Here is a 16,776-nt window from a genome sequence, read left to right as displayed (position 1 = left end):
TTGACGAGCCTCAACGCCTGCGTCCACCCACGCGGTACGCGTGCGGCGGTCACCGCCGCAAAGGAGTGTCGCCCCCCCCCGGCACGGCGGAGGCCGGACCCCGGTGATCGGGGTCCGGCCTCCGGTGTGCGGGTGCGGGCGTCAGCCGACGGAGACGCCGTGCGCGCGCAGGTACGCGAGCGGGTCCACGTCCGAGCCGTAGTCCGGCGTGGTGCGGATCTCGAAGTGCAGGTGCGGTCCGGTGACGTTGCCGGTCGCGCCGGACAGGCCGATCTGCTGACCGCCGGTCACGGTCTGCCCGGCCGAGACCGAGAGCGAGGACAGGTGGGCGTACTGGGAGTACTGGCCGTCGGTGTGCCGGATGACGACCTGGTTGCCGTACGCGCCGCCCCAGCCGGCCGAGACGACGGTGCCCGGTCCGACGGCCTTGAGGGTGGTGCCGGTCGGGGCCACGAAGTCGACGCCGGTGTGGTAACCGCTGGACCACATGCTGCCCGCGGTCTTGTAGGACGTGCCGACGGTCGCGCCCTCGACCGGCAGGGTGTAGCCGGAGCTGCTGGTGGCGGCGGCCGGGGCGGCCTGCGTCTTGGCCGTCTGGGTGGTCTTGCCGGACGGCTTGGCGGCGGTGGAGGGCTTGGCGGGGGCGGACGCGGCCTTGCCGCCGAGCGTCAGCTTCAGGCCCGGGTGGATCAGCGCGGGGTCGCCGCCGATGGCCTTGCGGTTGTCCTGGTAGAGCTTCTTCCAGCCGCCGCTGACGTCCTGGTCGTCGGCGATCTTCGCGAGGGAGTCGCCCGCCTTGACCGCGTAGGTCTTGGTCACGGCCTTCTGGGCGGCGACGGGGGCGGCGGCGACGGTCTTCGCCGTGGCGGAGGAGGCGGCGGCCGCCGGAGTGGCGGCGTGGGCGCCGGCGGCTCCCATCAGGGGCAGCGCGAGTGCGGCGCCACCGGTGCCGGCGACGGCTATCGAGCGGGTGATGCGCAGGGACTTGGGACGGCGGTGCTTACCCTTCGCGGGCATGGTGCATTCCTCTCCGGCGCCTGCGAGGTGAGCTGTCGGGTGCGGGCTGGAGATGCCCGGCCGCGTTGCGCGCGGCTTGACCCCTAGCCCGTTCCGGAGACCGGAACAGGCGTCGTACCTGTGGGTCCCCCGCTCCTGCCGTGGACGGGTGAGTGTGCGGGATCCGGGCGGCGGCAGGATTGGGCGTCCGTCCGGAGTGAGGCAGAACGTAAGCGACATGAGAGGGCCTGGACAAGCTTGTGGGGTTTCTGTGCACACCCATTTCTTGATCGATGTCCCTATTGCCGGTGACTGTCCGTCGACGAGCGATCTTCCCGGGGCCGCAATCCCCTGGCGCACCCGAGGATTTGACGGACGGCGGCCGCGACGCACCGTCACCGGTATGACCCTGCTCACGCACCAGGACGCCAGCGAGCCCTAAATCATTGCCAGTTGGACCTTAAGCACCAAACAGGACAGAACGGCCACTTGCGACGGGATGGAACAACCGTCACAAGTGGCCGCTCCGTCCCCTCCGTGACGGGGTTCGCGGCGTCCGGGTCAGTCGAGGGCCCTGAACCCGCGCAGGCGCAGGGAGTTGCCGACGACGAAGACCGAGGAGAAGGCCATGGCGGCTCCGGCGATCATCGGGTTGAGCAGGCCCGCCGCGGCGAGCGGCAGGGCGGCCACGTTGTAGGCGAAGGCCCAGAACAGGTTCGACCTGATGGTGCCCAGCGTTCTGCGGGACAGCCGGATCGCGTCGGCGGCGACGCGCAGGTCGCCGCGTACGAGGGTCAGGTCGCCGGCCTCGATGGCCGCGTCGGTTCCGGTGCCCATGGCCAGGCCCAGGTCGGCCCGGGCCAGCGCGGCGGCGTCGTTGACACCGTCGCCGACCATCGCGACGCTGCGCCCTTCGGCCTGGAGCCTCTCCACGACGGCGACCTTGTCCTCCGGCATGACCTCGGCGATCACCTCGTCGATGCCGACCTCGGCCGCGACGGACTCGGCGACGGCCCGGTTGTCGCCGGTGAGCAGGACCGGTGTGAGGCCGAGGGCCCGCAGTCGTCGTACGGCCTCGGCGCTGGTGTCCTTGACGGCGTCGGCGACTTCGAGGACCGCCCGCGCCTCGCCGTCCCAGGCGACCGCGACGGCGGTGCGACCGGCCGCCTCGGCGACGGCCCGAGCGCGCTCCAGTTGCGCCGGCAGGCTCATGGACCACTCCCGGAGGAGCCTTTCGCGGCCGACGAGGACCGCGTGACCGTCCACGACGCCCTGCACTCCCAGCCCGGCGACGTTGGCGAAGTCCTCGGGGACCGGCAGGGTGACGCCCCGCTCGGTCGCCCCGGTGACGACGGCCCGGGCGACGGGGTGTTCGGAGGCGTGCTCCAGGGCGCCCGCCAGCCGCAGCACCTCGGCCTCGCTCGTCGCGGGGGTGGTGTGGACGGCGAGGAGGGTCATCCTGCCGGTGGTGACGGTGCCGGTCTTGTCCAGGAGGATCGTGTCGACCCTGCGCGTGCTCTCCAGGACCTCGGGGCCCTTGATCAGGATGCCGAGCTGCGCGCCCCGGCCCGTGCCCACCATGAGCGCGGTCGGGGTCGCCAGGCCCAGCGCGCAGGGGCAGGCGATGATCAGCACCGCCACCGCGGCGGTGAACGCGGCGGTCAGCCCGGCGCCGTTGCCCAGCCAGAAGCCGAGGGTGCCGAGCGCGAGGGCGATGACGACGGGCACGAACACGGCGGAGATCCGGTCGGCCAGCCGCTGGGCCGCCGCCTTGCCGTTCTGCGCGTCCTCCACCAGTCGTGCCATACGGGCGAGTTGGGTGTCCGCGCCGACCCGTGTGGCCTCGACGACGAGCCGGCCGCCGGCGTTCAGCGTGGCGCCCGTGACGGTGTCCCCGGGGCCGACCTCGACCGGCACGGACTCGCCGGTCAGCATGGAGGCGTCGACGGCCGAGGTGCCCTCGACGACGGTTCCGTCGGTGGCGATCTTCTCGCCGGGCCGGACCAGGAAGCGGTCCCCTGCTCGCAGCTCGCCCACCGGGACCAGCCGCTCACGGCCCTGCCGCAGCACGGTGACCTCCTTGGCCCCGAGCTCCAGCAGCGCCTTCAGCGCGGCACCGGCCCGGCGCTTGGAGCGGGCCTCGAAGTACCGTCCGGCCAGGATGAAGGCGGTGACACCGGCGGCGGCCTCCAGGTAGATGTTCCCGGCGCCGTCGGAGCGGCCGACGGTGAACTCGAAGGGGTGCGTCATGCCCGGGGTGCCGGCGGAGCCGAGGAACAGCGCCCACAGGGACCACAGGAAGGCGGCCGAGGTGCCCACCGAGATGAGCGTGTCCATCGTGGCCGCGCCGTGGCGGGCGTTGGTGATCGCGGCCCGGTGGAACGGCCAGGCCGCGTAGGTGACCACGGGAGCGGCGAGGGTGAGGCTGAGCCACTGCCAGTACTCGAACTGGAGGGCGGGGATCATCGCCATCGCGACGACCGGGACCGCCAGGACCACGGCGGTGACCAGCCGTTGCCGCAGGGGGCGCAGCTCGTCGGCCTCGCCCGGGGCGGCGCCGTCCCGCCCCGGCCCGGTGTGCGGTGGAGCCGGTTCGGCGGCGGTGTAGCCCGTGGCCTCCACGGTGGCGATCAGGTCCGCCACCGACACGTCCTGGCCGCGGTAGCTGACCTTCGCCTTCTCCGTGGCGTAGTTGACGGTGGCCTCGACCCCGTCCATGCGGTTGAGCTTCTTCTCGATCCTGGCGGCGCACGAGGCGCAGGTCATGCCGCCGATGGCGAGTTCGACCTCGGCGGTGTCGGGGACCGTGGTAGTCATCACTGCTCCTCGGACTGGTGCGGAAACGGGCTCGGGACGAGCACGGGGAAGCGGGGTGCCGGGCCCGGCGTGCGTCGGGCCCGGCGGCGGACGGCGGGGCTCAGGCCGCCCGGCCGGTGAGCGCGTAGCCCGCCTCGTCCACCACGGCGGCGAGCACCGCGTCGTCGGGCTCGGCCTCGGTGGTCACCCGGACCTGTCCGGCGTCGATGTCGACGTCCACCGAGAGCACGCCGTCGAGGGCGCCGATCTCCTTGGTGAGCGTGGCCTTGCAGTGCCCGCAGGTCATGCCGGACACGTCGTAGACGGTCGTGCGGGCGTCGGTGAGCGCGACGTCGGCGGTGGCGGCAGCGGTGGTGGAGCAGGTGCCGTCGGGGGTGCAGCAGGACATGGGATCTCCTCGTCAGTGGGACGGCCGCCTGGCTAGATACCCCCTGGGGGTACCGTCGGCCGACCTCAGGTATACCCCTCCCCGGTATTGTTGGCAAGCGTCGACCGCCCCTCTTGAAAATACCCCTAGGGGGTATACGCTGCCGGTGAGAGCACCGCTCAGGACACGCTTCAAGGGGAGAACCGCATGAACACCGCAGTGAAGATCACCGCGTTCGGCGCCGCACTCGCGGCCTCCTTCGCCGCCGCGTACGGCGTCGGCGACGCCGTGGGTCCCGTGACCGCGGGCCCCGAGCCGGCCTCGCACTCCGGTCACGACGGGGGCGCCTCACCCGGCCCGGCGGGCAGCGGCGGCGACGCGGTCGCCTCAGGGCTCCAGGTCTCCGAGGGCGGCTACACCCTCGACCTCGCGACACCGGCCGTGCGCGCCGGGAAGGAGAGCCGGCTGAGTTTCGTCATCCGCGACCGGACCGGCCGTCGCGTCACCGCCTACCAGCGCGAACACGACAAGGAACTGCACCTGATCCTCGCCTCGCGCGATCTGGTCACCTACCGGCACCTGCACCCCGTCCGGGCCGCCGACGGCACCTGGTCCACGCCGGTCGACCTGCCCGCCGCCGGCAGCTACCGGGTCTTCGCCGACTTCACCCCGGCCGCCGAGGGGGCCGCGAACCTCACCCTCGGCGCCGACCTCGCGGTCTCCGGCACGTACAAGCCGGCGGAGCCGCCCAAGCCGTCCCGCACCGCGTCCGTGGACGGCTACACGGTGACGCTCAACGGCGAGCTGCGCCCGGGCACGCCGGGACGACTGAGGCTGAGCGTCAGCAAGGACGGCCGCCCCGTCACCGACCTCCAGCCCTACCTCGGCGCGTACGGCCACCTCGTCGCCCTGCGTTCCGGGGACCTCGCCTACCTGCACGTCCACCCGCACGGCGAGCCCGGCGACGGCACGACGAAGCCCGGGCCGGACGTCACCTTCACCGCCACCGCCCCGAGCGCCGGCACCTACCGCCTCTTCCTGGACTTCCGGCACCACGGCACCGTCCGCACGGCCGCCTTCACCGTCTCGGCGGGAGCGGGCACCGACGCCGGGCGGCACGAAGAGAGCACCGCGCCCGCCGAGAACACGGACGGCCACGGGCACTGACGCCCGCGGGACGACGGCGGCCGGGGCGGTCCCACGCGGTCAGCGCAGCAGGCGCAGCGCCAGACGGGGAGCCTGGTGCACAAGGGCGGCCGCGGCCAGACCGACCGCCGCCCCCGCGGCGACGTCGGACGGGTAGTGCGCGCCGGTGTGCACCCGCTCGGCGGCCACCATCAGGGCCGGGACCGCGCACACGGCGCCCGCCAGCGGCCACACCACCGCCACCGCCGCGCTGAAGCCCACGCCCGCGGCGGTGTGCCCGGACGGGAAGGAGGAGGAGTCGGGCCGCTCGTGGACGTCCTCGTGCGAGATCCACTCCTTCGGCGGCCGTTCCCGCTCGCAGACCTGCTTGAGCACGCCGTTCGACACCAGCTCGGCCACGGCCATGCTCGCCAGCCCGGCGGCCGCGGCCCGGCGGGCTCTCCAGCCCACCGTGCACATGACGGCCGCCGCCCCCCACCACAGCTTGGTGTGCTGAGCAGCGTCCTCCACGGCGGGCAGCAGGCGCCGCGCGCAGTCCGACTGCCACGCGGCCACCCGCCGCGTCAACCGGTGGTCACTCTCTCGAAGATCCGCCCATGCGTTCATGACCTGCGGCTTCCCGCCCGACGCCAGTCGTAACGGGGCCGGCCCAGGATGCATGTGGCAGCCGTCGGCCGGGTCCGCCCGCACGCGGGCAGGGGGCACCGCACGCCCCGGGACCTCGTCCCGAGGGGCGGCCGGTCCCGCCGGTGGCCGGTCGCCGGTCACCGGTCCTGACGTGCCGGTACGGTCCCCTCCGACGTCTGAGCGGTCGCCTGCGCGGGCAGGGCCGGCAGCGGACTCGTGCAGGAGGCGCAGCGGCGGGCCTCGGTGGGCACCGGGCTGAGGCACTCCGGGCACTCCCGCTTGGGCGCCTGCACGTCGTGGCTCGGCGCGAAGCGCTGGTGCAGCTTGTTCACCGGCAGCACCACGAGGAAGTACAGGGCCGTGGCGACCAGCAGGAAGCTGATCGCGGCGTTGATGAACGCGCCGTAGGGGAAGTCGGTCCCGCCCGCCGTGAAGGTCTTGCGGCTGAGATCACCGGTGGCCCCGGACGCCAGCCCGACCAGCGGGGTCAGAAACGCCCGGACGAACCCGTTCACCACCGCCGTGAAGGCCGCGCCGATCACGATGCCGACCGCCAGGTCGACCACATTGCCGCGCAGGATGAATCCGCGGAACCCCTTCACCTGTCACTCCTCCATCTGACTGCGTCACCGCCCGTCGGCGCGGGCGGCCTCCTGCGCGGCCCGGCGCCCCCTACGAGCGACGTCTTACCGGCTTGGCGCCGGGCAACCGCCGACCGCGCCACTCCGCTTCCCGTCCGCTCCCGGGCGCCTGTGGACAACTCATTGCCCTGGGAACCCATGTCGTATCGTCGAGAGCGCATCCCGTCGGCGAGCGATGCCGAGCAGCGCCGGCGGACGAATGGGAGGAGCCACCGTGACGCAGCAGGTCCCGTCGACCGAGCCCGAGCTGGCCGGAGTGCGTAACTTCCGTGACGTGGGCGGCCTGCCCACCACGGACGGTCGGCGAGTGCGGTACGGACGCCTGTTCCGCAGCGGCCACCTCGCGCACGCGACGGACGAGGACGCCGCGTTCCTCGCCTCGCTCGGCCTGCACACGATCTTCGACTTCCGCAACGCGGCCGACCAGAAGCTGGAGGGCCCGGACGTCTCGCTGCCCGGCGTGCGGAACGTGAATCTGCCGCTGACGGACCCGGCGGACGGGGCCGAGTTCTGGAAGATGGTCCGCGACGGCGACCTGGACCAGCTCCGGGCGATCCTCTCCGACGGCAAGGCCGCGAACCGGATGATCGGCTCCTACCGGATCATCATCAAGGACCGCACCGCCGAGCACTCCCGGGTGCTGCACGCGCTGGCCGAGGACAGCGTGCCCGCCCTGATGCACTGCGCGGCTGGCAAGGACCGCGCGGGCCTGTCGATAGCCGTGACCCTCCTGGCGCTGGGCGTGGAGCGCGACGCGATCCTCGCCGACTACCTGGAGTCGAACGCCACGCACCGCCGCTACAAGGTCCACCGCAGCAGCTCCGCCGCCTCCGCCTACTCCCCCGAGGTCATGGAGCTGCTGAGCCCCCTCTTCGACGCGCGCGCCGAGTACCTGACGGCCGCCTTCGAGACGATCGAGGAGACGTGGGGCGGTGTCGACGCCTACCTGGAGAAGGGCCTGCGGGTCACCCCCGAGGTGCGGCAGCGGCTGCGGGACCGGCTCCTCGACTGAGGGGCCCCGGCCCGGCGACGGGCCGGACTCGGTCGGCTACTGGTTCTGCGCGCCCAGGGTGAACAGCAGGTAGATGAAGGCCGCGAAGAGGTGGCCCACGGCGACGTAGATGATGAGCCGCACCCACAGCGCGCGCGGGAACTTCTCCTCCATCGACCGCCGGGTGCCGGGCTCGGTGGGCTCGGTGGGCTCGGTCATGAGGTCTCTCCTGGTGTCGGGTGGCCCGTGACCGGACCGAGGCAGAGCGCGGTGGCCGGGCTCTGCAGCAGTGTGTGGACGAAGAGCAGCTCGGCCCCGTCGTGATCGGCGGCGGCGAGACGGTGCGGGGTCAGCGAGTCGAAGTGCGCGCTGTCGCCCGGCGCGAGGATGTGCGCGGTGTCCCCGAGGCGCAGTCGCAGCCTCCCGGTGAGGACGTACAGCCACTCCTCGCCGGGGTGGACGCGCACGATGTCGCCCTGCGCCCCGTGCGGGACGTGGACCCGCAGCGCCTGCATCCCGCGGCCGGGGGCGCCCGCCTGCCAGTAGGTCCAGCCGCCCGCCGTGCTGGGTTCCACGTCGGCGGCGCGCGTCACGGCGTCCCGTTCGGCGACCGTCTCGCCGAGCAGTTCGGAGACCGTCGTACCGTAGACACGGGCGAGTGCGAGCAGCATCGGCAGCGAGGGCTGGCGCTGCCCGGTCTCCAGCCGGGAGAGATGGGCGGGCGAGAGTCCGGCGGCGCGGGAGGCGGCCTCCAGGGTGAGGGAGGCGCGACGGCGCAGCGCGCGGAGCTGCGGTGCGACGGCGGGCAGCTCGTCGGCCGGACGTTCCGGGTTCGTGTCCGCGGCGGGGCTCATAGCGTCCATTGAGCCGCACAGTTGCCTCTGAGGCAACTTTGTTGCCCCAGAGGCAAAAGGCGTCAGCGGTTCGCGACCGCCTGCTTCACCAGGGTCTTGCCGAAGTCCCACATCAGGCTGCCACCGCTGTGCGCGTCGTCCATGACGGCGGTGAAGGCCTCCACGAACCGGTCCACGTCCTGCTCCCCGATGGTCAGCGGCGGGATCAGCTTGATCACTTCCAGGTGGTCGCCGGAGACCTGGGTCAGGATGCGGTGCCGCTGGAGCAGCGGTACGACGACCATCTGCGCGAAGAGTCCCTTGCGTGCCGCCTGGAGCATCGCCCACCGGCTGCGCAGCTTGAGCGACTGGGGCCGCCCGAACTCGATGCCGATCATCAGGCCCCGCCCGCGTACGTCACTCAGCAGCTCGTACTTGTCGACGAGCGCGGTGAGCCGGGACTTCAGCTGTTCACCGGTCGCCCGGGCGTTGGCGACGACCTGCTCGTTCTCCAGCACGGACAGCACGGCCAGTCCGGCGGCCATCGCCTGGGCGTTGGACCCGAAGCTCGCCGAGTGGACGAGGACGCGGTCCATCGACGAGTAGACCTTCTTGAAGATCCAGTCCTTGCCGAGCGTGGCGCCGACCGGCACGTACCCGCCCGACAGCGCCTTGGCCACGCACACCAGGTCCGGCTCGACGCCGTCCTCGTGCTGGTAGGCGTAGAAGTCGCCGGTCCGGCCGAGCCCGGTCTGCACCTCGTCGGCGATGAGCAGCGCCTTGTGCCGGCGCAGCAGCTCCTGGGCTCCGCGCAGGTATCCGGGCGGCGCCTCCAGCACGCCCTTGCCCTGGATGGGTTCGACGATCAGGGCGGCCACGTCGCCCTTCTTGAGCTCCCGCGCGAGTGCGTCGAGGTCCCCGAGCGGGACGGCCGTGTCGGGCAGCAGTGGTGCGAAGCCGTCGCGGAAGCCGTCCTCGCCGTTCACGGACAGCGAGCCGGTGGTCAGCCCGTGGAAGGCGTGCGAGCAGTAGAGGACACGCGGTCGCCCGGTCGCGTACCGGGCGAACTTGAGCGCGGTCTCGACGGCCTCGGTCCCGCTGTTTCCGAAGAACACCCGGTCCAGGTGCGGGCTGTGGGTGAGCAGCTTCTCCGCGAGCAGTCCCGGCAGCGGCTGGCAGTCGAAGCGGGTGAGGTCGGCGAGCTGGGCGTCGAGGACGTCGTGCAGCGCCTTGCGGACGACGGGGTGGTGGCGGCCGAGGCCCATCACCCCGAACCCGGCGAGCATGTCCAGGTAGTCGTTGCCGTCCGCGTCCCAGAAGTGGGCGCCCTCGGCCCGCTCGTAGACCTTGTCGAAGCCGATGGTGTGCAGCATGCGCGGGAGCTGGTGGTTCAGGTGCTTGCTGTGCAGGTCGTAGCGCTCGGCGCCGCGCTCGGCCAGCAGCGCCGCGAGGTCGAACTCCGGGCGTCCGCCGCCGGACGGCCCGGAGGAGGGCTCCGCGGACGGGGAGTGCCCGGCGAGCGGACCGCCGGCTACGGGCTCCTCCGAGGGAGCCGTCCCTGAGGGGATGGTCATTCCTGTTTCTCCTTGGCGAACTGGTCCTTCGCCGCCAGGCCGGCGCTGATCCGTCCGGCGATCTCGACGGGCGTGAGGCCGATGTCCGCGAGCACCTCGCCGCGCTTGGCGTGCGCGAGGAACTGCTCCGGAATGCCGAACCTCCGTACGGGTACGTCGACTTCGGCGTCGCCGAGCGCGAGGGCGACGGCGCCGCCCACCCCGGACGCCCTGCTGTTGTCCTCGATGACGGCGACGAGGCGGTGCCCGGCGGCGAGACCGGGCAGCGCGGGGTCGACCGGCTTGACCCAGCGCGGGTCGACGACGGTGCAGCCGATCCCGCGGGCTTCCAGCAGCTCGGCGGCCTTGAGGCACACGGGCGCCATGACACCGACGGCGACGAGGAGCACCTCGGGCCGTTCGGCGCGGTGCAGGACGTCCATGCCGCCGACGCGGCCGGTCGCGGGGACGGCGGGGCCGACCGACTCCTTCGGGAAGCGGACCAGCGTCGGGGCGTCGTCGACGGCGACGGCCTCGCGCAGCTGGGCCCGCAGCTGGTCGGCGTCGCGCGGCGCGGCGATCCTGAGGCCGGGCACGACCTGGAGGATCGACATGTCCCACATGCCGTTGTGCGACGCGCCGTCCACGCCGGTGACGCCGGCCCGGTCGAGCACGAACGTCACACCGCACCGGTGCAGGGCCACATCCATCAGCAGCTGGTCGAACGCCCGGTTGAGGAAGGTCGCGTAGACCGCGACGACGGGGTGCAGACCGCCGGTGGCCAGCCCGGCCGCGGACACCGCGGCGTGCTGCTCGGCGATACCGACGTCCCACACCCGGTCGGGGAACCGCTCGGCGAACTCCCCGAGTCCCACCGGGTGCAGCATGGCCGCCGTGATCGCCACGACGTCCTCGCGCTCCTCCCCGATGCGGACGATCTCGTCACCGAACACCGAGGTCCAGGAAGGGCCGTTGGAGGGCGCCAGGGACTCACAGGTCAGCGGGTCCATCACCCCGACCGTGTGGAAACGGTCCTCCTCGTGCGCGAGCGCGGGTTCGAAGCCGCGGCCCTTCTCCGTGAGGCAGTGGACGAGGACCGGCCCGTGGAAGCCCTTCGCGCGCCGCAGCGCCGACTCCACGGCCGCCGTGTCGTGCCCGTCGATCGGCCCCACGTACTTGAGCCCGAGGTCCTCGAACATGCCCTGCGGCGCGAACGCGTCCTTGAACCCCTTCTTCGCGCCGTGCAGCGACTCGTAGAGGGTGCTCCCGACGACCGGCGTGCGCAGCAGTACGTCCTTGCCCCAGGCCAGCGCCTTCTCGTAGCCGTCCGTCGTACGCAGCGTCGCGAGGTGGTTGGCGAGTCCGCCGATGGTCGGGGCGTACGAGCGCTCGTTGTCGTTGACGACGATGATCAGCGGCCGGTCCCGGGCGGCGGCGATGTTGTTCAGTGCCTCCCACGCCATGCCGCCGGTCAGGGCGCCGTCCCCGATGACCGCGACGACGTGCCCCTCCTCGCCCCGCACCTGCCGTGCCTTGGCTAGCCCGTCGGCCCAGCCGAGCACCGTCGAGGCGTGGCTGTTCTCGATGACGTCGTGCTCGGACTCCTCGCGTGAGGGGTAGCCGGACAGGCCGCCCTTGCCGCGCAGCTTGGAGAAGTCCTGGCGGCCGGTGAGCAGTTTGTGCACGTAGCTCTGGTGGCCGGTGTCCCACAGGATGCGGTCGACTGGCGAGTCGAAGACCCGGTGGAGGGCGACGGTCAGTTCGACCACCCCCAGGTTGGGCCCGAGGTGACCACCGGTCCTCGCGACCGCGTGCACCAGGAACTCGCGTATCTCCGTGGCCAGTTCGCCGGTCTGCGCCTCGGACAGCGCCTTCAGGTCGCGTGGTCCCCGGATGCTCTCCAGAATCGTCACGCTCGGGCCCCCTCTCGGTCCATGCGTTTGTTCAGATCACCGTCACCGCGGGTGTTCCGGTGACGGCGGGGGCGCCTGACGCGACGCCGTCCTGCTGCTCCATCTGTGCCGCGAGCTTCATCGCCTCTTCGATGAGGGTCTCGACGATCTTCGACTCGGGCACGGTCTTGATGACCTCGCCCTTGACGAAGATCTGGCCCTTCCCGTTGCCGGAGGCGACGCCGAGGTCCGCCTCCCGCGCTTCACCGGGACCGTTGACGACGCAGCCCATGACGGCGACGCGCAGCGGGACCTCCATCCCCTCCAGACCGGCCGTGACCTCCTCGGCCAGCTTGTAGACGTCGACCTGGGCGCGGCCGCAGGACGGGCAGGAGACGATCTCCAGCCCGCGCTCCCGCAGCCCCAGGGACTCCAGGATCTGGAGGCCGACCTTGACCTCCTCGGCCGGCGGGGCGCTCAGGGACACCCGGATGGTGTCGCCGATGCCCTCGGACAGCAGCGCCCCGAAGGCGACCGCCGACTTGATGGTGCCCTGGAACGCCGGCCCGGCCTCGGTCACGCCGAGGTGCAGCGGGTAGTCGCACTGCGCCGCCAGCTGCCGGTAGGCGTTGACCATGACCACCGGGTCGTTGTGCTTGACCGAGATCTTGATGTCCCGGAAACCGTGCTCCTCGAAGAGGGACGCCTCCCACAGCGCCGACTCCACCAGCGCCTCTGGCGTCGCCTTGCCGTACTTCTGCAGCAGACGCTTGTCGAGCGAGCCCGCGTTCACGCCGATCCGGATCGGGGTGCCCGTGTCCTTCGCGGCCCGCGCGATCTCCTTCACCTGGTCGTCGAACTGCTTGATGTTGCCCGGGTTCACCCGCACCGCCGCACAGCCGGCATTGATCGCCGCGAACACGTACTTCGGCTGGAAGTGGATGTCCGCGATAACCGGGATCTGCGACTTGCGGGCGATCGTCGCCAGCGCGTCCGCGTCGTCCTGCGTCGGACACGCGACCCGCACGATCTGGCAGCCCGACGCGGTCAGCTCCGCGATCTGCTGCAGCGTGGCACCGATGTCCGACGTACGCGTCGTCGTCATCGACTGCACCGACACGGGCGCACCGCCGCCGACCGCCACCGGTCCGACCTGGATCCGCCGTGACACACGGCGTTCCGCGATCGGCCGGACCGGCACCTCGGGCAGGCCCAGGGAAACGGCGGTCATGACCTCACCCGCGGCTTTCCGTGAAGGTCTCGCGGGCCGCCCGGATGGACTCCTTGAGCGACCCCATGGTCGCCAGGACGGCGGTGGGCTCGTAGCCGCAGTGCGCCATGCAGTTGGCGCAGCGGTCGTCCTTGCCGCGGCCGTAGGAGTCCCAGTCGGTCTCCTCCAGCAGCTGCTTGTACGTCGGCACGTACCCGTCGCTCATCAGGTAGCAGGGCCGCTGCCAGCCGAAGAGCGAGTAGCTCGGGATCGCCCACGCGGTGCACGGGAAGTCGACCTTGCCCTCCAGGAAGTCCAGGAAGAGCGGGCTCTGGTTCAGCCGCCAGCGGCGCCGGTTGCCACCCGCGAAGGCCTTCTTGAACAGCTCCCGGGTCTGCTGGACGCCAAGGAAGTGCTCCTGGTCGGGGGCCTTCTCGTAGGCGTAGGCGGGCGAGAGCATCATCTCGTCCACCTTCAGGTCGTCGTTGAGGAAGTTCAGCACCTCGACGATCGTCTGCGGGGTGTCCGTGTTGAAGAAGGTGGAGTTGGTGGTGACGCGGAAGCCGCGGCGCTTGGCCTCCTTGATCGCCTCGACCGCCTCGTCGAAGACACCCTCCTTCGCCACCGACGCGTCGTGCCGCTCGCGCAGCCCGTCGATGTGCACCGCCCACGCGAAATAGGGCGAGGGCGTGAACTTGTCCATCTTCTTGCGCAGCAGCATCGCGTTGGTGCAGAGGAAGACGAACTTCTTCTTGGCGACCAGCTGCCGCACGATCTCGTCGATCTGCGGGTGCATCAGCGGCTCGCCGCCGGCGATCGACACCATCGGCGCACCTGATTCGAGCACCGCGCCCACGGCCTGGGCCACGGGCATGCGCTGCTTCAGCACACCGGCCGGATGCTGGATCTTGCCGCAGCCCTCGCAGGCGAGGTTGCAGGCAAAGAGCGGCTCCAACTCGACAAGAAGCGCGAATTTGTCCCGCTTCCTGAGCTTCTGTTCAAAGAGATATGCGGCGACCTTCATGGACTGACGAAGCGGCATGGCCATCTGGCTCTACCTCCGAGGGAGCAGCAAAGAACGGTGCCATTCGAAAAAAGCGGGAAGTACCGAACGAAGAACGCGGAATGCCGATATTCCACCGCGCACCGTGCCGATACGGACCAGTTCATGTTCTGGAGCGTCCACGACCACCCGGACGGCCGCAACCGGGCGCACGCCCGCCAGGACGGCGCTGTGGAGCGTGGCCGCGGATTCCATGTCGACCGCGATCGCGCCGGTCTCCAGCAGCGCCGACCGTTCGGGACCTCGGACGACGTGGTCGGAGCCGGTGAGCGGACCCCGGTGCACGGTGCGGCCCGGCAGGGCGCGCGCCAGTTCCCGGACGAGCAGGTCGGTGCCCACGCACGGCGTGCTGCCGCGCGGGTCCCGGGTCTCCTCGGCGACGACCAGGTCACCGGGGTGCATACCGGGGGCGAGACCGGCGCAGAACCCGGTGGCCAGGACGGCCGCGTCACGCAGGGCCGGGTCGGCGAGCACCCTGGTGACCGCGCGCTCGGCGGCCCGCGGTCCCATGCCGGTACGCAGCACGGTGACGGATCCGTCGGCGCCGCCCCGCTCACCGCTGCGCAGCGCGAGGTGCTCGATGCCGAGCGCGCAGGCGATCAGCAGCGGGGCGGGAAGGGGGGCGGCGCTCATCCACCCCCCTTGATCTTGGCGAACGGCTCGCCGTGCACGTACCGGCCGAGCGCGGTCAGCGGGAAGACCTGCCGGTAGAGGTGGTAGTTGATCGAGAAGTCCCAGGGGAAGCCGGTGCCGGTGAAGTACGGCTCGTCCCAGGAGCCGTCCTCCCGCTGGGTCCGCGCGAGCCACTCGACCGCGCGCTCGACGGCCTTGGACTCCCGCTCCCCCGCCGCGAGCAGCGCGAGCAGCGCCCACCCGGTCTGGGAGGCGGTCGAGGCGCCGCGTCCGCTCCACTCGGCGGCGTCGTGGTAGGAGCGCAGGTCCTCGCCCCAGCCGCCGTCGTCGTTCTGGACGGTCTCCAGCCAGGCCACGGCGCGGCGGATCGCCGGGTGCGAGGCGGGCAGTCCGGCGGCGACGAGTGCCGGCACCACCGAGCCCGTTCCGTAGATGTAGTTGACGCCCCAGCGGCCGAACCAGGCGCCGTTCGCCTCCTGTTCGGCGAGCAGCCACTCGATGCCGCGGCGGGTGCGCGGATCGTGCGAGAGCCCCTCGACGGCGAGCATCTCCACGACGTGCGCGGTGACGTCCGCGGACGGCGGGTCGATCACCTCGCCGAAGTCGCAGAACGGCAGCCGGTTGGGGAAGGGGCTGGTGTTGTCGACGTCGAAGGCTCCCCAGGCGCCGTTCCTCGACTGCATGCCGAGGTTCCAGCGCACCCCGCGTCCGATCGCCTTCTCGATCCGCTCCGGGTCGTGGTGCCTGACCCGGCGCAGGGCGAGGACGACCTCCGCGGTGTCGTCGATGTCGGGGTAGTTGTCGTTGTGGAACTCGAACGCCCAGCCGCCCGGCGGCAGTTGGGGCCGCTTCACGGACCAGTCGCCGGGCCGGACGATCTCCTCGCCGAGCATCCAGTCCGCGGCCTTGACGAGCTGGGGGTGGTCGGCGGGCAGACCCGCGTCGGCGAGCGCGATGGTCGCCAGACAGGTGTCCCACACCGGCGACTGGCAGGCCTCGACCATCCGGGCCCCGTCCTCGCGCCAGACGGTGAAGCGGTCCAGCGACTCCAGCCCCGCGCGCGTGACCGGGTGTTCGAGGTCGTAGCCGAGGAGGTGGAGGGCGATGATCGAGTACACGGCGGGCGGCTGGATGCCTCCCCAGCAGCCGTCGTTCTCCTGCCGCTCGATGATCCAGCGCGCGGCCGTGTTCATCGCGGCCTTGCGCAGCCGGCGCGGGGCGACCTTGCGGTAGAGGTGCAGGGCCCGGTCGAGGCGCTGGAACAGGCCGTCCCAACTCGCCACCGGGGCGAAGGGGTTGACCGGGTTGGGGTTCTCGGGGTCGACGTGCAGTTCGTCGAGCGGGAACGGTGCGGGGCGCACCGGACGCTTCGCCGAGACGATGGTGAGCGGCACGATGGTCTGCCGTGCCCAGCACCCGAAGTCGTAGATGTTGAGCGGCATCCACTTCGGGAAGTAGATGAGCTCCGGCGGGAGTTCGGGCAGGTCCTCCCACTTCCACCAGCCGAAGAGGGCCAGCCAGATGCGGGTGAAGACGCGGGCCGCGGCGATCCCGCCCTGCTCGCGGATCCACGCGGAGGCCCGCGCCATGTGCGGCGCGTCGGGGCTGTCCCCGGCCAGCCGCAGGGCGACGTACGCCTCGATGGTGGTGGAGAGTTCGCCCGGACCGCCGTGGAACGTGGCCCAGGTGCCGTCCTCGCGCTGTTCACCGCGGATGAACAGGCCGGCGGCCTGCGTGGTCCGCTCGTCGCGGATCCCGAGGAACTGGCGGAGCAGCAGGTCCTCGGCGTCCATCGTGACGTTCGTCTCGAGGTCGCCCTTCCACCAGCCCTCGGCGTCCTGCAACGAGAGCAGATGGTCGGTGGCGCGTTGCATCGCACGCGCGGCGGCATCCTGGACCCCTGCCGCCACCGGGGCTTCGAGCTGAGTTTCGCTGGCCGAGGCAGCGCGGGGCGGCAGGGCCCCGGTGCTTCCGTCGGTCGTCGCTGTCATGGCTTCCCCTTCGTGC

General features: G+C 71.8%; 15 protein-coding genes and 1 riboswitch. Of the genes, 2 read left to right on the top strand and 13 right to left on the bottom strand.

The window, feature by feature from the left end; all coding sequences use genetic code 11:
- Nucleotides 1-141: 141 nt before the first annotated feature.
- From ACZ4VA_RS28495 to ACZ4VA_RS28485, 3 genes are all read right to left on the bottom strand, one after another.
- A complete protein-coding gene (locus ACZ4VA_RS28495; RefSeq protein ID WP_468082958.1) occupies nt 142-1,017 on the bottom strand; it encodes a M23 family metallopeptidase in 876 nt (291 codons plus the stop codon).
- A 2-nt stretch (nt 1,018-1,019) separates the two neighbouring features.
- A riboswitch (cyclic di-AMP (ydaO/yuaA leader) is annotated at nt 1,020-1,139 on the bottom strand.
- Nucleotides 1,140-1,557: 418 nt separating this feature from the next.
- Entirely contained in the window at nt 1,558-3,813 is a 2,256-nt protein-coding gene (locus ACZ4VA_RS28490) for a heavy metal translocating P-type ATPase (RefSeq protein ID WP_468082956.1), read from the bottom strand.
- Nucleotides 3,814-3,913: 100 nt separating this feature from the next.
- Nucleotides 3,914-4,201 carry a heavy-metal-associated domain-containing protein gene (locus ACZ4VA_RS28485; protein ID WP_355788777.1) on the bottom strand — a complete coding sequence of 96 codons (288 nt, stop codon included), beginning with the start codon at nt 4,199-4,201 and terminating at the stop codon, nt 3,914-3,916.
- 186 nt (nt 4,202-4,387) lie between these two features.
- Between ACZ4VA_RS28485 and ACZ4VA_RS28480 the strand changes: the two genes are divergently transcribed.
- Complete coding sequence (locus ACZ4VA_RS28480) at nt 4,388-5,347, top strand: hypothetical protein (protein WP_356166104.1); 960 nt, start codon at nt 4,388-4,390, stop codon at nt 5,345-5,347.
- Nucleotides 5,348-5,386: 39 nt separating this feature from the next.
- On the opposite strand, the gene ACZ4VA_RS28475 is transcribed toward ACZ4VA_RS28480, so the two are convergent.
- On the bottom strand, nt 5,387-5,932 hold the full coding sequence (locus tag ACZ4VA_RS28475; protein ID WP_355788783.1) for a phosphatase PAP2 family protein: 546 nt from the start codon (nt 5,930-5,932) through the stop codon (nt 5,387-5,389).
- A 158-nt stretch (nt 5,933-6,090) separates the two neighbouring features.
- Nucleotides 6,091-6,555 carry a large conductance mechanosensitive channel protein MscL gene (mscL, locus tag ACZ4VA_RS28470; RefSeq protein ID WP_355788785.1) on the bottom strand — a complete coding sequence of 155 codons (465 nt, stop codon included), beginning with the start codon at nt 6,553-6,555 and terminating at the stop codon, nt 6,091-6,093.
- Between the two features lie 253 nt (nt 6,556-6,808).
- On the opposite strand from mscL, the gene ACZ4VA_RS28465 reads away from it, so the two are divergent.
- Nucleotides 6,809-7,606, top strand: coding sequence for a tyrosine-protein phosphatase (locus ACZ4VA_RS28465; RefSeq protein ID WP_355788788.1), 798 nt, complete (start codon nt 6,809-6,811; stop codon nt 7,604-7,606).
- 36 nt (nt 7,607-7,642) lie between these two features.
- Here ACZ4VA_RS28465 and ACZ4VA_RS28460 read toward each other — a convergent pair whose 3' ends face one another.
- The 8 genes from ACZ4VA_RS28460 to shc form a co-directional block, all read right to left on the bottom strand.
- A complete protein-coding gene (locus ACZ4VA_RS28460; protein ID WP_356166334.1) occupies nt 7,643-7,759 on the bottom strand; it encodes a DUF6126 family protein in 117 nt (38 codons plus the stop codon).
- A 41-nt stretch (nt 7,760-7,800) separates the two neighbouring features.
- Nucleotides 7,801-8,439: a helix-turn-helix domain-containing protein gene (locus tag ACZ4VA_RS28455; protein WP_356166111.1), complete on the bottom strand. Its 639-nt coding sequence runs from the start codon at nt 8,437-8,439 to the stop codon at nt 7,801-7,803.
- 62 nt (nt 8,440-8,501) lie between these two features.
- Complete coding sequence (locus ACZ4VA_RS28450) at nt 8,502-9,992, bottom strand: aspartate aminotransferase family protein (protein WP_356237936.1); 1,491 nt, start codon at nt 9,990-9,992, stop codon at nt 8,502-8,504.
- Nucleotides 9,989-11,884: a 1-deoxy-D-xylulose-5-phosphate synthase gene (dxs, locus tag ACZ4VA_RS28445; protein WP_356166116.1), complete on the bottom strand. Its 1,896-nt coding sequence runs from the start codon at nt 11,882-11,884 to the stop codon at nt 9,989-9,991. Before dxs ends, ACZ4VA_RS28450 begins: the two co-directional genes overlap by 4 nt.
- A gap of 31 nt (nt 11,885-11,915) precedes the next feature.
- A complete protein-coding gene (gene ispG, locus ACZ4VA_RS28440; protein WP_356166119.1) occupies nt 11,916-13,094 on the bottom strand; it encodes a flavodoxin-dependent (E)-4-hydroxy-3-methylbut-2-enyl-diphosphate synthase in 1,179 nt (392 codons plus the stop codon).
- 4 nt (nt 13,095-13,098) lie between these two features.
- Nucleotides 13,099-14,121, bottom strand: a complete 1,023-nt coding sequence (gene hpnH / locus ACZ4VA_RS28435; RefSeq protein ID WP_356166122.1) for an adenosyl-hopene transferase HpnH — start codon at nt 14,119-14,121, stop codon at nt 13,099-13,101.
- A 6-nt stretch (nt 14,122-14,127) separates the two neighbouring features.
- A complete protein-coding gene (locus ACZ4VA_RS28430) occupies nt 14,128-14,769 on the bottom strand; it encodes a phosphorylase family protein (protein WP_356166125.1) in 642 nt (213 codons plus the stop codon).
- A complete protein-coding gene (shc, locus tag ACZ4VA_RS28425) occupies nt 14,766-16,760 on the bottom strand; it encodes a squalene--hopene cyclase (protein WP_355786714.1) in 1,995 nt (664 codons plus the stop codon). Before shc ends, ACZ4VA_RS28430 begins: the two co-directional genes overlap by 4 nt.
- Nucleotides 16,761-16,776: the final 16 nt, after the last annotated feature.

This window comes from Streptomyces sp. NPDC028308, from assembly GCF_055565855.1.
This window is presented reverse-complemented; position numbering and strand designations above follow the sequence as displayed.

Bases quoted from the DNA above. Each gene is read 5' to 3' on its own strand.
- ACZ4VA_RS28495 (WP_468082958.1), bottom strand. From the start codon at position 1,017: ATGCCCGCGAAGGGTAAGCACCGCCGTCCCAAGTCCCTGCGCATCACC.
- ACZ4VA_RS28490 (WP_468082956.1), bottom strand. From the start codon at position 3,813: ATGACTACCACGGTCCCCGACACCGCCGAGGTCGAACTCGCCATCGGC.
- ACZ4VA_RS28485 (WP_355788777.1), bottom strand. From the start codon at position 4,201: ATGTCCTGCTGCACCCCCGACGGCACCTGCTCCACCACCGCTGCCGCC.
- ACZ4VA_RS28480 (WP_356166104.1), top strand. From the start codon at position 4,388: ATGAACACCGCAGTGAAGATCACCGCGTTCGGCGCCGCACTCGCGGCC.
- ACZ4VA_RS28475 (WP_355788783.1), bottom strand. From the start codon at position 5,932: ATGAACGCATGGGCGGATCTTCGAGAGAGTGACCACCGGTTGACGCGG.
- ACZ4VA_RS28460 (WP_356166334.1), bottom strand. From the start codon at position 7,759: ATGGAGGAGAAGTTCCCGCGCGCGCTGTGGGTGCGGCTCATCATCTAC.
- ACZ4VA_RS28455 (WP_356166111.1), bottom strand. From the start codon at position 8,439: ATGAGCCCCGCCGCGGACACGAACCCGGAACGTCCGGCCGACGAGCTG.
- ACZ4VA_RS28450 (WP_356237936.1), bottom strand. From the start codon at position 9,992: ATGACCATCCCCTCAGGGACGGCTCCCTCGGAGGAGCCCGTAGCCGGC.
- ispG (WP_356166119.1), bottom strand. From the start codon at position 13,094: ATGACCGCCGTTTCCCTGGGCCTGCCCGAGGTGCCGGTCCGGCCGATC.
- hpnH (WP_356166122.1), bottom strand. From the start codon at position 14,121: ATGGCCATGCCGCTTCGTCAGTCCATGAAGGTCGCCGCATATCTCTTT.
- ACZ4VA_RS28430 (WP_356166125.1), bottom strand. From the start codon at position 14,769: ATGAGCGCCGCCCCCCTTCCCGCCCCGCTGCTGATCGCCTGCGCGCTC.
- shc (WP_355786714.1), bottom strand. From the start codon at position 16,760: ATGACAGCGACGACCGACGGAAGCACCGGGGCCCTGCCGCCCCGCGCT.